Here is a 14,060-nt window from a genome sequence, read left to right on the forward strand (position 1 = left end):
CTGCGGACGTTGCCCTCTCTCCCCACCGCAGCGTCCGCATGGTCGGGCGTCCCGGCGACCGGATCTGCGGACGTCCGAGGAAGTGGGTGCTCTGGCAGCCAGATGCTCAGACGTTGGCTCTTGTGCGTGCGTTGGGTTCTGTGGTTAGTTGGTCATGTAATGAACCATTGAACGGGCGGGAGGTGCACCGTGTTCGACGGTCGTGACCCCCTGTACGTGCAGATCGCGGACCAGATCCGCGCCGACGTCCTGTCGGGAGCCCTCGGAGCGGAGGAGCAGGTCATGTCCACCACGCAGTACGCGACGACGTTCCGGATCAACCCCGCGACGGCCGCCAAGGCGTTCACGGAGCTGGTCGACGAGGGCGTCCTCTACAAGCGCCGCGGCATCGGCATGTTCGTCGCGGAGGGCGCTCGGGAGCGTCTGCTCGAGCAGCGCCGGGCCACGTTCTTCGCGGACGTCGTCGAGCCGATGCTCGCGCAGGCGCGGGTGCTGGGGATCACGACGGACGAGATCGTCGCGCGGCTGACGACGGGGGACCAGCGATGACCGGGTTCGGCGTCGAGGTCCGCGACCTCACTGCCCGCTACGGCTCGACGACCGCACTCGACGCGGTGTCGTTCAGCCTCCGGCCGGGCGTGATCACCGGGCTGCTCGGCCGCAACGGCTCGGGCAAGACGACTGCGCTGTCGGTGCTGGCGGCGTTCCGCCGTCGGACCTCCGGCAGCGTCCTCGTCGACGGGGAGGACCCGTGGGAGAACGAGCGGGTGCTGGCCGGGACGTGCCTGGTGCGCGAGAGCGGTGATGTCGCCAACGACCAGAAGCTCAGGGAGACGCTCCGGTTCCTCGGGGACCGCCGCCCCTTCTTCTCCCGGCAGCTGGCGGACGCGCTGATGGACCGCTTCGAGCTCGACCCGCTCAGCCGGCCCGACCGCCTCTCGCGGGGGAAGCGGTCGGCGTTCGGTGTGGTGGTCGGGCTGGCCAGCCGAACCCCGCTGACCCTGCTCGACGAGGTCCACCTCGGCATGGACGCCCCCTCGCGGTACGCGTTCTACGACGCCCTGCTGTCCGACTGGGTGGAGCACCCGCGCACGATCGTGCTGTCCAGCCACCTGATCGGCGAGATCGAGCGGCTGCTCGAGGACGTCGTGGTGCTGGACCGCGGGACCGTGCTGACCGCGTCCGACGCGGAGACTCTCCGTGCAGGCGGCGTGACGGTCACCGGCCCGGCCGACGCGGTCACCGCGTTCGTCGTCGGGCGCGACGTGGTCGCCCGGCAGCAGCTCGGTCGCACCGCCCAGGCGACCCTCATCGGCGCGCGGCCCGACGACGCGGCCCTGGCCCGGCAGCACGGGCTTGAGCTCGGACCCGTGGCGCTCCAGGACCTGTTCGTCCACCTGACCGACCGTCCGGCCGGCGCCCCGACCACGGAGGAGTCCCGATGAGCATCGACGCGGCACGTCTCCCGACCCGCAGCTCCGTGCGTGCCACCGCGACGTGGCTGCTCTGGATGAACCTGTACCTGGCCGCATGGGCCTGGGGCATGGCGATCGTCGTCGTGGCCGGGGCGCTCGTGGTGATCAACCAGGTGGGCGAGGTCAACAACAGCGTCATGGCGTTCGCTCGGCAGGGCGCGATCTGGTTCCCGTTCTCCGTGCTCATCGCGATCACCGCCGCCTACCTGCCGGTCCACGTCGCGGCCGGGCTGACCCGGCGCAGCCTCGCGCGCGGGTCGCTGCTCGCCGCCTCCGGCCTGGCCCTCGTCTACGGGGTCGTGTTCGCCGGGCTGCTGGTCGTCGAGCGCGCCGTGTTCGACGCGTTCGGGTGGCAGTGGCGGATCGTCGAAGGGTTCTCGCCCGACAGCACCGACGTCGCGACGCTGTTCGTCAGCTCTGCGCTGCTGTTCCTCGTCGCCTACGTGTCCGGGCTGCTGGTTGGCATGTCCTACCAGCGGCTCGGCGGCTGGTGGGGGACCCTCGCGCTGCCGCTGACCGCCGGCCCGATCCTGCTGGTCTCGGCCCTGCTCGCACAGGACGCCGGTCCGTTCTCGACGTCCGCGTGGTTCGGCGGCGACCAGCCGCTCCTCGTGGGCGCCGCGGTGACCCTGCTGATCGCGGGCCTCATGGCGGTCGCGTTCGACCGCCTCACGCGCGGTGCGGCCGTGCCCAACCGCACCTCCTGACACGACCCGTCGTTCCGGGAACGGCCGTCGGCCGTTCCCGCGGCACCCCGCACCCTGAAGGAGCCCGCCATGCCCGTCATCCAGGTCGAGCACCTGCACAAGCGCTACGGCGGCACGGTCGCCGTGGACGACGTCAGCCTCGAGGTCCACCGCGGCGAGATCTTCGGCGTGCTGGGCCGCAACGGGGCCGGCAAGACCACCACCGTCGAGATCATCGGCGGGCTGCGTCACGCCGACTCCGGCACGGTCCGAGTCCTCGGACTGGATCCGCAGAAGGACCGGGAGAGCCTCCGGCAGGTCGTCGGCCTCCAGCTCCAGGAGAGCCAGCTGCAGCCGAAGCTGGTGGTCCGCGAGGCCCTCGACCTGTACGCGTCGTTCTACCCGGACCCCGCGGACCCGGCGCAGCTGCTCGACGAGCTCGGGCTGACCGACCGGGCCGGTGCGCGGTTCGAGCAGCTGTCGGGGGGTCAGAAGCAGCGGCTCTCGGTCGCGCTCGCCCTCGTCGGCAACCCGCAGGTCGCCATCCTCGACGAGCTCACCACCGGGCTCGACCCGCACGCGCGCCGCGACACGTGGGAGGTGGTCGAGCGGATCCGTGACCGCGGCGTGACGATCGTGCTGGTCACGCACCTGATGGAGGAGGCCGAGCGGCTGTGCGACCGGATCGCGCTCATCGACGCCGGCCGGGTGGTCGCGACCGGGACGCCGACGGAGCTGGTGGCGCGGGCGACAGCCGAGCAGGTGCTGCGGTTCCGCCCGTCCGCGCCGGTGCCGCCCGGGCTCCTCGACGGACTGGGCGCAATGACCCAGCGGGGAGGGGAGCTCGAGGTCCGCGGCCACGACAACGTCGTGCAGGACGTCCTCGTCGCGCTGGCCCGCCACGGCATCCGCCCCGAGAACCTGCGCCTCGAGCAGAGCTCGCTGGAGGACGCCTTCGTAGCACTCACGACTCCCGTGGAGGTCCGATCATGAGCACCACCGCACTGACCCGGTTGACCGTCGTCGAGTCCCGGCTGTTCGTCCGGGAGCCGTCGGGGGCGTTCTTCGCGCTGCTGTTCCCGGCCGTCCTGCTCACCGTCCTCGGGCTCGTGATGCCGTGGGCGGACCTGCCGTTCGACGACAAGGACCCGGTCCTGTCGCAGATCAACGGCATCACCGGCTACGCCCCGACCGTCCTCGCGCTCGCGGTCGCCACCGTGGCCCTGTCCACCTTCCCGACGACGGTCGCTGGCTACCGCGCCCGCGGCGTGCTCAAGCGGTTGTCGACCACGCCCGTGCCGCCGTCGCGGATCCTCGTCGCGCAGTTGCTGGTGAACCTGGGCGCTCTCGTGGTGGCCGCCGCACTCATGTACGTGCTCGGCGCCACGGTGGTGGGCGTGAGCGCGCCGGCCCAGCCACTCGTCCTGCTCCTCGCCCTGGTGCTCACCGTGCTGTCGGCGTTCGCGGTCGGCGCGGTGATCGCGGCACTGGCACCGACCGCCGCCGCTGCCACCGGGTGGGGGATGACCGTGTACTTCGCCTCGCTGTTCTTCGCGGGGGTCTGGCTGCCCCTGCCCCTGATGCCCGACGCGATCCAGACGATCGCCGGCTACACGCCTCTCGGTGCCGGCAGCGAGGCGCTCGCCGCGGCCTGGTACGGCCAGCCGTTCCCCACCGCGTCGCTGCTGGTCATGGCCGCCTGGACGGCCGTCGGGGTGCCGGTGGCGGCGCGCTTCTTCCGGTGGTCGTGAGGACCATGTGGTCGCGCTCCCACTCGAATCGTTTAGGAGTCTGGACGCTGGCTGTGCACCGCCGGAAAGTGGGCGCCGACCCGGCCGCCGTCTGCCCGGAGGCCCGCACCGTTGCGGGCCGTCCCGGCACCGTCGGCCAGTTCCTCCGTGCACCTCCGTCACCGCCCACGCGCGCCTGCGTGCGGGGCGCGGGGCGTACCCGCGACGACGCGGGGGCGCGCCCGACAGCCAGAAAGGTACGAGTAGATGTCCTCATCGACCCGACGGCGAGCTGCCTGGGTGGCCACGGCCACCCTGAGCGCAGCATCGCTGCTGGCCATCTGCGGGATCCAGCCCGCCATGGCCGCCGGCCCGGCCACCGTCTCGGTGCCGGCCGCTGCGCCCGTCAAGGCCGCCGTGGCCGACGGCGAGTACACCCAGCGGTTCCTCACCATGTACGACAAGCTCAAGGACCCGGCCAACGGGTACTTCAGCGCGCAGGGCATCCCGTACCACTCCGTCGAGACCCTCATCGTCGAGGCGCCCGACTACGGGCACGAGACGACGTCGGAGGCGTACTCCTACTGGGTCTGGCTCGAGGCGCTGTACGGCCAGGTCACCGAGGACTGGGCTCCGTTCAACCACTCGTGGGACACGCTCGAGAAGTACATGATCCCGACGAGCGCGGACCAGCCCACCAACTCGTTCTACAACCCGAACAGCCCGGCGACGTACGCCTCGGAGTTCAACCACCCGAGCAGCTACCCGTCGCAGCTGAACAGCGGCGTGACGTCGGGCAAGGACCCGATCGGCGCGGAGCTGAAGGCCACCTACGGCAACTCCGACGTGTACGGCATGCACTGGCTCGCAGACGTCGACAACAAGTACGGGTTCGGCGCCACGCCGGGGGCGGGCTGCGAGCTCGGCCCGACAGCCACCGGCACCTCCTACATCAACACCTTCCAGCGCGGCCCGCAGGAGTCGGTCTGGGAGACCGTCCCGCAGCCGTCGTGCGAGGAGTTCAAGTACGGCGGCACGAACGGCTACCTGGACCTGTTCACCAAGGACGCCTCGTACGCCAAGCAGTGGAAGTACACCAACGCCCCCGACGCCGACGCGCGTGCGATCGAGGCCGTCTACTGGGCCAACCAGTGGGCGACCGCGCAGGGCAAGCAGGCGCAGGTCGCCGGCACGGTGGCCAAGGCCGCCAAGATGGGCGACTACCTGCGCTACGCGCTGTTCGACAAGTACTTCAAGGCGGTCGGCTGCACCTCGCCGTCCTGCCCGGCCGGCTCCGGCAAGGAGAGCGCGCACGGCCTGCTCTCCTGGTACTACGCCTGGGGCGGCGCGCTCGACTCGTCGGCCGGCTGGGCCTGGCGCATCGGGTCCTCGCACGCGCACTTCGGTTACCAGAACCCGCTCGCGGCCTGGGTGCTGTCCACCGACGCGGCCCTGACGCCGAAGTCGCCGACGGCCAAGTCGGACTGGGCCAGCTCGCTGACCCGCCAGCTCGAGTTCTACAAGTGGCTGCAGGCCCCTGAGGGCGGCATCGCCGGTGGCGCGACCAACAGCTGGGACGGCGCGTACGCGACGCCCCCGGCCGGGACGCCGACCTTCTACGGCATGGGCTACACCGAGGCCCCGGTCTACAACGACCCGCCGTCGAACCAGTGGTTCGGCATGCAGGCGTGGGGCATGCAGCGCGTCGCGGAGCTGTACTACGCGTCGGGCAACGCGCAGGCCAAGGCGATCCTCGACAAGTGGGCCCCGTGGGCCGCGGCCAACATCACGGTCTCGGGCTCCACGTGGTCCGTCCCCTCGGAGCTGACCTGGACCGGCAAGCCGGACACCTGGAACGCCGCGAGCCCGGGTTCCAACTCGGGTCTCAAGGTCGTCGTCAAGAGCAGCGGCCAGGACGTCGGCGTCGCCGGCGACACCGCCCGGACGCTCCTGTTCTACGCCGCCAAGTCCGGCAACACGGCCATCCAGACCAAGGTCAAGGCCCTGCTCGACGCCATCTGGGCCTCGAACCAGGACCCGCTGGGCGTCTCGGCGCCGGAGACCCGCACCGACTTCGGCCGGTTCGACGACACCTACGTCGCGGGCGGCAACGGGGTCTACATCCCCGTCGGCTGGACCGGCACCATGCCCAACGGTGACGCCATCAAGCCGGGCGTCTCGTTCCTGGACATCCGCTCTTGGTACAAGCAGGACCCCCAGTGGTCCAAGGTCCAGGCGTACCTGGACGGCGGCGCCGCGCCGACGTTCAGCTTCCACCGGTTCTGGGCCCAGACGGCCGTCGCCGGTGCCATGGCCGACTACGACCGGCTGTTCTCGACGCCGACCCCGACCGACACGGTCGCCCCGAGCGTCCCGACCGGTCTGCTCGTCGGCACCACCACCGCGACGTCGGCCACGATCTCGTGGACGGCCTCGACGGACAACACCGGCGGCTCCGGCGTCGCCGGGTACGACGTGTACCGGGGCGGCGCGCTGGTCGGCTCCTCGACCACCACGTCGTACACGGACACCGGCCTGACGGCATCCACCGCGTACTCGTACACGGTCCGGGCGAAGGACGTGGCCGGCAACGTGTCGGCGGCGTCCTCGGCGCTCAGCGTCACCACCAAGGCCACGCCGACCGACACGGTCGCGCCGAGCGTCCCCACGGGCCTCGCCGCGAGCGCGGTCACCCAGAACAGCCTCACGCTGAGCTGGGCGGCGTCGACCGACAACTCGGGCGGCTCCGGCGTCGCCGGGTACGACGTCTACCGGGGCACGACGAAGGTCGGCTCCACCACGACGACGTCGTACTCCGACACCGGCCTCACCGCGGCGACGGCGTACTCGTACACCGTGCGCTCGCGAGACGTGGCGGGGAACATCTCCGCGGCGTCGAGCGCGCTCTCGGTGACCACGCTGCCGGCCACCACGACGGACACCATCGCCCCGTCGGTGCCTGCGGGCCTCGTCGCGACGACCGTCACGGAGACCAGCGTCGCCCTCACCTGGACCGCGTCCACGGACACGGGTGGCTCGGGCCTCGCCGGGTACGACGTCTACCGGGGGACCACCAAGGTCGGCACGCCGACCGCGGCGTCGTACTCCGACAGCGGCCTCACGGCGGCGACGGCGTACCAGTACACCGTCCGGGCACGGGACAACGCGGGCAACGTCTCCGCCGCGTCCTCGGCCCTCTCGGTCACCACGAAGTCCCCGACGACGACCAGCTCCTGCAAGGTGGCGTACACCGCCAGCAGCTGGAACACGGGCTTCACGGCCTCCGTCAAGGTGACCAACACCGGCTCCACGGCCCTGAACGGCTGGACCCTCGGGTTCTCGTTCGCCAACGGCCAGAAGGTCACCCAGGGCTGGAGTGCCGACTGGTCGCAGTCCGGCACGGCGGTCACCGCCAAGAACGCCGCCTGGAACGGCACCCTCGGTGCCGGCCAGAGCACCGACATCGGGTTCAACGGCTCCCACACGGGGACCAACACCAACCCGACGGCGTTCACGCTGAACGGCGCCACCTGCACCCTCGGCTAGTCGCGTGACGGACGGGCCGGTCCTCACTGGGAGGGCCGGCCCGTCCTGCGCGGGGTAGGGGAAACCCCACCGCGTGCTGGTGGGTGGTCAGGCTGTCAGCCGATCGCTCCGGACCCCTAGCGTCACTGTCATGACCTCACCGACGTCCCCGGGCAGCGTGTCCGACGACCTGCGCGTCGTCGCCCCCGCGTTCACCGACCTCCGCGCCCTGGCCGCGGCCCCCGTGTCGGTCGCGACGTGGCGGGGGATCTCGCAGCTCGTCGTCGGCTCCGTCGTCCTCCTGATCGCGGCGATCGGGCTCGCAGTCGCCCTGTCCGTGTCCCTGTCCCTGGTCGCGGTCCTGATCGGCATCCCGATGTTCGTCGCCACCCTGTGGGCGGGCCGGCCGTTCGCGCAGCTCGAGCGGACGCGGCTGCAGGCCCAGCTGGCGGTCGAGATCTCGGCGCCCACCTACCCGCGGCGTGACGGGGTCTGGGCCTCGTGGTGGGCGATCCTGTCCGACAGTCGCACCTGGGCGCACTCGGCCTACGTGGTGGTCGCGGGCCTGCTCCTCACGGTCCAGAGCGTCGTCGTCACGGTCGCCGGGGGGTTCGCGCTCGGCGGCCTGGTCTACCCGGTGGTCGCCGCGACGAACGGGCTCACCCATCCACCCTTCCCGCTGGTCCTCATGGTCCCGGCGGCGCTCGCCTGCGCCTGGATCGCGGCTCTGGCCGCCCAGGCCGGGTCCCTCGCGATCCTGCGCACCGGACGGTCCCTGCTGGGCGCCTCCGCACGGGCCGAGGCGCTCGAGGCGGCGCGGCAGGCGCAGGCCAGGGCCGCCCAGGCCGAGGGGCGGGCGGTCCAGCTGACCGAGACCCGCACGGCCGCGGTGGGTGCCGCCGACGAGGAGCGCCGCCGCATCGAGCGCGACCTGCACGACGGCGCGCAGCAGCGGCTGGTCGCGCTCGGCGTCGAGCTGGGCACCGCCCGACGCAAGGTGTCGAGCGACCCCGAGGCCGCCGCGGCGCTCGAGCACGCGCACCGCGAGGTCAAGGAGACGCTCGCCGAGCTGCGGGACCTGGTCCGCGGCATCCACCCCGCCGTGCTCACCGACCGCGGGCTCGACGCCGCCCTGTCCGCACTGGCCGCCCGCAGCCCGGTCCCGGTGCGCGTCGACGTGCCCGACCCACCGGCGCTCAGCCGCGCCAGCACCTCCGCACAGGCCGCCGCCTACTTCGTGGTCGCCGAGGCCCTCACCAACGCCGCCAAGCACGCCGACGCCCAGCAGGTGACGGTCACCGCCACCGTGAGCCCGGACGCCCTCCTGCGGATCGTCATCGCCGACGACGGCCGCGGGGGAGCGACCGCGGCGCCCGGCAGCGGGCTCGACGGACTGCGCAGCCGTGTCGCCGCCCTCGACGGCACGTTCGACCTGGACAGCCCGGCCGGAGCCGGCACCCGACTCACCGTGGAGGTGCCGTGCGCATCGTGATCGCCGAGGACTCCGTCCTCCTGCTCGACGGCCTGACCAGGCTGCTCGAGGCGGAGGGGCACCGGGTCACCGGCTACACCACCGCCGACGAGGTCGTCGCCGCCCTCGGGCCCGACGACGAGCTCCCCGACGTGCTGGTCACCGACGTCCGGATGCCTCCGTCGCACACCGACGAGGGCCTGCGGGCCGCGGTGCACCTGCGGAGCCTGCACAAGAGGCTGCCCGTCCTGGTCCTGTCGCAGTACGTCGAGCAGCGGTACGCCCGCGAGCTCTTCGCGGGGGACGTGCGCGGCCTCGGCTACGTGCTCAAGGACCGGGTGGCCGACGTGGACGAGTTCCTCGACGCGCTCGGCCGCGTGGCCGCCGGCGGCACCGTGATCGACCCCGAGGTCGTCGCCCAGATCCTCGCCCGGACCCGGCGTTCGGGCCTCGAGACCCTCACCCCGCGCGAGCGGGACGTGCTCGGTCTCATGGCGGAGGGCCGCTCCAACGCGGCCATCGCCGACCGTCTCGTCGTCGGGCTCCCGGCGGTCGAGAAGCACGTGACCTCCATCCTCACCAAGCTCGACCTCCCGCAGGCCGCCGACGACCACCGCCGCGTGCTCGCCGTCCTGCGCTGGCTGGAGCACGAACCCACGATCGGAGAACGACCATGACCACCACCCTGGAGCGGCCGGCCGCCCCCGCGGGTCCGACCCCGCGCAGCCCCGGCGCACGAGCCCTGACCTGGACCGGCGGGATCGTCGGCGGCCTCCTGCTGGTCTCCGCCGGCTTCAGCGCCGTCGACCTGCTGGTGCTGGGGTCCGACGACGCGACGACGCGGTCGGACACTGCCAGCTACGCGGCCGCGCCCGTGGTCGAGCTGGTCGCCGACGGCCACATCACCGTGACCACCGGCGGCGACCGCGTCGAGGTGGAGCGCACCGCGACCACCGCACTCACCCGGGCGCACTACTCGGTCGACGAGCTGGCCGACCAGCTGCGGGTGCAGTACCTCTGCGACTGGTGGCGGCCCGGCTTCTGCTCGGCGTCGCTCGACGTCACCGTCCCCGACGGCACCTCCGTGATCGTCCGCGCCCGGGACGGCTCTGTCACCGCGACCGGGCTGAGCGGCCCGCTCGACGTGCACACCAGCGACGGCGACACCGACGTCTCCGACATCGACGGCGACGTCACCGTGCGCGCCGCGGACGGCCGCACCGACGTCGCCGACGTCAGCGGCTCCGTGTCGGTGTCCTCCGCGGACGGTGCGATCACGGTCTCGGACGTGGCCGGCTCCGCCACCACCCGCTCCAGCGACGGTCGCACCGAGATCTCGGGCGTCCGCGGCGACGTCGACGCGCACGCGAGCGACGGGGACGTCACGGTGTACGGGACGGGGAAGGCGGTCGCTCTCGACATCTCCACGGCCGACGGCGGCCAGACGGTCGAGGGGTTGGTGGACCCCACCTCCTCCACCCACGTGCGGATCCGCGTCGCCGACGGTCACGCGGCCTACCTGCGACCACGCGGCTGAGCGCACGAGAAAGGCCCCTGATCAGCGGATCTGCTGATCAGGGGCCTTTCTCGTCTGTCGGGGTGGCGGGATTCGAACCCACGACCTCTTCGTCCCGAACGAAGCGCGCTACCAAGCTGCGCCACACCCCGTGGAGCCTGGCAAGGATAGCCGACGACCACCCGTGCGACGAAACCGGATCACGCAGCGACGAGCGTGAGGAGCGTCGCTTCCGGCCGGCACGCGAACCGGACGGGCGCGTACGGCGACGTGCCGAGCCCCGCGGACACGTGCATCCACGTGGAGCCCGCACCCCCCGGCTGGTCGGGACGCGGACCGGGCCAGCCGTGCAGGCCCTTGGCGCGGCGGGTGTCCAGGTCGCAGTTGGTCACCAGGGCGCCCCAGAAGGGCAGGGCGAGCTGGCCGCCGTGCGTGTGCCCGGCGATCGCCAGATCGACGTCGTCCGCGTGCAGCTGGTCCAGGACGCGTCGGTACGGCGCGTGCGTGACGCCCAGGTGCAGGTCCACGGGGGTCGACCCGGTGCGGGCGTCGTCGTCACCGCCGGCCGCCGGGAAGCGGTCGCGGTCGAGGTGCGCGTCGTCGGTGCCCACGAGCGACAGCACGCGGCCGTCGACCTTGAGCACGTCCCGGCGGTTGGTGAGGTCGATCCACCCCGCTGACCGGAAACGGGCGGTGAGCTCGCGCCAGGGCAGCTCGGCCGGGCGGGCGGGCGGGGCGGAGCGGGCGTCCGGGAGCAGGTAGCGCGCGGGGTTCTTGGGCATCGGCGCCACGTAGTCGTTGGACCCGAGCACGAACGCGCCGGGCACCGCGAGGTGCGGCTCCAGCGCCTCGAGCAGGGCCGGCATCGCGTCGAGGTGCGCCCAGTTGTCGCCGGTGTTCACCACGAGGTGCGGGTCCAGCGACGCCAGGTCGCGCACCCATTCGACCTTCTTGCGCTGGCCGGGGGTCAGGTGCAGGTCGGAGACGTGCAGGATGCGCAGCGGGTCCTGGCCGGCCGGCAGCACCGGGATGGTGACCTCGCGCAGCGTGTACCAGCGGACCTCGATCAGCGAGGCGTACGCGAGCGCGCCCGCACCGGCCAGGGCGACGGCGCCGGCGGTGCGGGCGAGCGTGGTCGTCGTGGCACCCACTACGGGTTGCCTCGGCCGCCGCCGCCACCGTTCCCAGGATTGCCACCCTGACCCGGACCGCCCGGCTGGTTCGGGTCGACCGGTGCCACGGGCGGCTGCCCGTTGGACAGGGTCAGCTGCACGTACGAGCCCCGCACGGCGGTGCCGGACGGGCTCTGCGACACGACCGCCCCGGCCGGGAGCGCGGAGGGCACCTGCGCGGGAGCGATCGACGCGCGGAACCCAGCGGCGGAGAGCTTGTTGCGCGCGTCCGCCTCACCGAGCCCGATGACGGACGGCACGGCCACCTTCTCGCCGAACACCTCCTTGTCGCCGGGTGCCGCGAAGTCGGGGTTGGCGGCACCCGCGAGCGCCTGCGTCATGAACCTGCTCCACGTCGGGGCGGCGATGGTCGCGCCGTACGTGTACCTGATCTTCTTGCCGTTGATGGTGATGTTCTGCACCGGCCGCATGCCGTCGGAGTAGCCGACCCACACCGCGGCGGCGCGCAGCGGCGAGTAGCCCACGAACCAGGTGTGCTCGTTGTGGCTGGTGGTCCCGGTCTTGCCGGCGGTCGGGAACGGCGGCGGCGTGACACCGTCGGCCGTGCCCTGCCAGACGTTGCGCAGCGCGTACGTCAGGGCGCTCGTGTACTTGGGGTCGATGACCGGGCTGCAGCCGGCGCTCGGGACCTGCAGCTCGACACCGTCGGCGTCGACGACGCTGGTGATGGCGATGGGCGCGCAGTACGTGCCGTTGGCGGCGAACGCGGCGAACGCGGCGGCCATCGACAGCGGGGCGATCGAGTTGCTCCCGATCACGTTGGCGGGGTACGGGTCCGCGTTGCCCTCGCCCGACTTGCCGCCGGCCTTGTGGATCCCGATCTGCGCGGCGCCGTCCATGATGCTGCAGAGGTCGAGCTGCATGGCCATGGTCAGGTACGCGAGGTTGACCGAGTTCTTGGTCGCGTCCATCACGGTCATCGTCTTGCCGTTGCCCTCGGCGTTACCGGGCGTCCACTTCTCGTTGCGGCCCTTGGCGCCGCAGGAGGTGAACATGTTCTGGTTCAGGGGCCGGACGCTGCCGTCGACGGTCTCGTTGAGGCTGTGCCCCTGCTTGAGCCACTCGAGGAGCGTGAACGGCTTGAACGTCGAGCCGGGCGGGAAGCCCGACGCGCCGCCGTAGGCGTTGTCGGTGTTGAAGTTGACCGGCGTCTCGCGGTCCCCGTGCTCGGCCACCGCGGTGTAGAGGCGGTTCTGCGCCATCGCGGTGATCTTCCCGGTGCCGGGCTCGACGACGACGATCGAGCTGGCGACGCCCGAGGGGTCGTCGACGGGGATGCCGTTCTTGACCTCGGCGTCGGCGATGGCCTGCTCGGCAGGCTGCAGCGTCGTGGTGATCGTGAGGCCACCACGGTAGAGACGCTTGATGCGTTCGGCCTTGGTCGCACCGAACGCCTGGTCGTTGCTGATGACCTTGGTGACGTAGTCGCAGAAGTAGCCGGAGCCGGGCACCACGTCGCCTGCGGACATGCACCCCTGCTTGAGCGGCGAGGGGTGGAGCGTGTCCGCCAGCGGGGTGGCGCGGCCGGCCTCGTACTCGGCCTGGGTGATGAACTTCTGCTCGTACATGAGCTTGAGCACGCGGTTGCGCCGCTCCTGCGAGGCCTCGGGGTTCAGCACCGGGTCCCACTTGGTCGGGCTCTGCGTGACGCCCGCGATCGTGGCGGCCTCGAGGTAGTTCAGGTCCTTGGCAGGCTTGGAGAAGTAGTACTGCGCGGCCGACTCGGCGCCGTAGACCGAGGCGCCGAACGGTGCGATGTTCAGGTACTTCTCGAGGATCTGGTCCTTCGTGAGCCGCTTCTCGAGCGCGATGGCGAGCTTGGCCTCCCGCAGCTTGCGCGCGTACCCCTCGGTCCCGTCGGCCTCGCGTGCCGCCTGGATCGCCTCGAGCTGCTCGGCCTTCGTCTCCTTGGCCAGGGCTGCGTCGATGAGGACGTTCTTGATGTACTGCTGGGTGAGCGTCGAGGCGCCCTGCTGACCGCCGTCGTTCGCCTGGTTCTGCACGAACGCGCGGAGCATCCCGGTGGGGTCGACGCCCGCGTGCTGGTAGAACCGCTTGTCCTCGGTGGCGATCACGGCGTGCTGGAGCAGCGGCGAGATCTCGGTGAGCGGCACCACGACGCGGTTCTGCTGGTAGAACGTCGCCAGCAGCGTGCCGTCCGCGGCCTTGATGACCGACTTCTCCGGAAGGGTGCCCTCGTCGAGCTCGGTCGGGAGGTCGTCGAACGCGGTGACCGTCAGGTCGGTGACGCCGTTGGCGACCGCGACTCCGGGCAGGACGAGACCGGCGGCGAGCACCCCGCCCACGCCCGCGACGAGCGCGAAGGTGAGCAGGAGGGCCAACGCCTGGAAGACGTTGACCTGTCGGCCGCGCTGGCGCGCAGGGTTCGGCATGCCGTCAGGGTAGTAGGCGCCCCTGTCAGGGCCGCCACGGATCGGGCCCGACGCCCCCGACCTGCACGGGA

General features: G+C 72.0%; 11 protein-coding genes and 1 tRNA gene. 9 read left to right on the forward strand and 3 right to left on the reverse strand.

All coding sequences use genetic code 11. From position 1 onward, the window contains the following. Positions 1-189: 189 nt before the first annotated feature. The 9 genes from AC1DXT_RS08465 to AC1DXT_RS08505 all read left to right on the forward strand — a co-directional run bounded on the left by AC1DXT_RS08465 (position 190) and on the right by AC1DXT_RS08505 (position 10,424). Positions 190-549, forward strand: a complete 360-nt coding sequence (locus AC1DXT_RS08465) for a GntR family transcriptional regulator (protein WP_477060919.1) — start codon at positions 190-192, stop codon at positions 547-549. Continuing rightward, entirely contained in the window at positions 546-1,445 is a 900-nt protein-coding gene (locus AC1DXT_RS08470) for an ATP-binding cassette domain-containing protein (RefSeq protein WP_477060920.1), read from the forward strand. The genes AC1DXT_RS08465 and AC1DXT_RS08470 overlap by 4 nt, the downstream gene beginning before the upstream one ends. Next, positions 1,442-2,182 carry a hypothetical protein gene (locus AC1DXT_RS08475; RefSeq protein ID WP_477060921.1) on the forward strand — a complete coding sequence of 247 codons (741 nt, stop codon included), beginning with the start codon at positions 1,442-1,444 and terminating at the stop codon, positions 2,180-2,182. The genes AC1DXT_RS08470 and AC1DXT_RS08475 overlap by 4 nt, the downstream gene beginning before the upstream one ends. A gap of 69 nt (positions 2,183-2,251) precedes the next feature. Further along, on the forward strand, positions 2,252-3,154 hold the full coding sequence (locus AC1DXT_RS08480; protein WP_477060922.1) for an ABC transporter ATP-binding protein: 903 nt from the start codon (positions 2,252-2,254) through the stop codon (positions 3,152-3,154). Then, the gene (locus AC1DXT_RS08485) at positions 3,151-3,912 is read left to right on the forward strand and encodes an ABC transporter permease (protein WP_477060923.1); all 762 of its coding nucleotides are present in this window, start codon (positions 3,151-3,153) and stop codon (positions 3,910-3,912) included. Before AC1DXT_RS08480 ends, AC1DXT_RS08485 begins: the two co-directional genes overlap by 4 nt. A gap of 246 nt (positions 3,913-4,158) precedes the next feature. Further along, on the forward strand, positions 4,159-7,437 hold the full coding sequence (locus AC1DXT_RS08490; RefSeq protein WP_477060924.1) for a glycoside hydrolase family 48 protein: 3,279 nt from the start codon (positions 4,159-4,161) through the stop codon (positions 7,435-7,437). Between the two features lie 130 nt (positions 7,438-7,567). Beyond that, positions 7,568-8,908, forward strand: a complete 1,341-nt coding sequence (locus AC1DXT_RS08495) for a sensor histidine kinase (protein ID WP_477060925.1) — start codon at positions 7,568-7,570, stop codon at positions 8,906-8,908. Continuing rightward, positions 8,896-9,564 (forward strand): response regulator, encoded by a 669-nt coding sequence (locus AC1DXT_RS08500; RefSeq protein ID WP_477060926.1) that lies wholly within the window; start codon positions 8,896-8,898, stop codon positions 9,562-9,564. The genes AC1DXT_RS08495 and AC1DXT_RS08500 overlap by 13 nt, the downstream gene beginning before the upstream one ends. Then, on the forward strand, positions 9,561-10,424 hold the full coding sequence (locus AC1DXT_RS08505; RefSeq protein WP_477060927.1) for a DUF4097 family beta strand repeat-containing protein: 864 nt from the start codon (positions 9,561-9,563) through the stop codon (positions 10,422-10,424). Before AC1DXT_RS08500 ends, AC1DXT_RS08505 begins: the two co-directional genes overlap by 4 nt. A gap of 57 nt (positions 10,425-10,481) precedes the next feature. Here the strand turns inward: AC1DXT_RS08505 and AC1DXT_RS08510 are convergent. The 3 genes from AC1DXT_RS08510 to AC1DXT_RS08520 all read right to left on the reverse strand — a co-directional run bounded on the left by AC1DXT_RS08510 (position 10,482) and on the right by AC1DXT_RS08520 (position 13,989). Further along, positions 10,482-10,555: transfer RNA gene (locus AC1DXT_RS08510), tRNA-Pro, on the reverse strand. A 48-nt stretch (positions 10,556-10,603) separates the two neighbouring features. Continuing rightward, on the reverse strand, positions 10,604-11,554 hold the full coding sequence (locus AC1DXT_RS08515; RefSeq protein WP_477060928.1) for a metallophosphoesterase: 951 nt from the start codon (positions 11,552-11,554) through the stop codon (positions 10,604-10,606). After that, the gene (locus AC1DXT_RS08520) at positions 11,554-13,989 is read right to left on the reverse strand and encodes a transglycosylase domain-containing protein (protein ID WP_477060929.1); all 2,436 of its coding nucleotides are present in this window, start codon (positions 13,987-13,989) and stop codon (positions 11,554-11,556) included. The genes AC1DXT_RS08515 and AC1DXT_RS08520 overlap by 1 nt, the downstream gene beginning before the upstream one ends. Between the last annotated feature and the right edge of the window lie 71 nt (positions 13,990-14,060).

Source organism: Cellulomonas sp. P1_G12_2 (genome assembly GCF_056405535.1).

What these genes read in the sequence shown, in the direction of transcription:
- AC1DXT_RS08470 (WP_477060920.1), top strand. Translation starts at nt 546, where the DNA reads ATGACCGGGTTCGGCGTCGAGGTCCGCGACCTCACTGCCCGCTACGGC.
- AC1DXT_RS08475 (WP_477060921.1), top strand. Translation starts at nt 1,442, where the DNA reads ATGAGCATCGACGCGGCACGTCTCCCGACCCGCAGCTCCGTGCGTGCC.
- AC1DXT_RS08480 (WP_477060922.1), top strand. Translation starts at nt 2,252, where the DNA reads ATGCCCGTCATCCAGGTCGAGCACCTGCACAAGCGCTACGGCGGCACG.
- AC1DXT_RS08485 (WP_477060923.1), top strand. Translation starts at nt 3,151, where the DNA reads ATGAGCACCACCGCACTGACCCGGTTGACCGTCGTCGAGTCCCGGCTG.
- AC1DXT_RS08490 (WP_477060924.1), top strand. Translation starts at nt 4,159, where the DNA reads ATGTCCTCATCGACCCGACGGCGAGCTGCCTGGGTGGCCACGGCCACC.
- AC1DXT_RS08495 (WP_477060925.1), top strand. Translation starts at nt 7,568, where the DNA reads ATGACCTCACCGACGTCCCCGGGCAGCGTGTCCGACGACCTGCGCGTC.
- AC1DXT_RS08505 (WP_477060927.1), top strand. Translation starts at nt 9,561, where the DNA reads ATGACCACCACCCTGGAGCGGCCGGCCGCCCCCGCGGGTCCGACCCCG.
- AC1DXT_RS08520 (WP_477060929.1), bottom strand. Translation starts at nt 13,989, where the DNA reads ATGCCGAACCCTGCGCGCCAGCGCGGCCGACAGGTCAACGTCTTCCAG.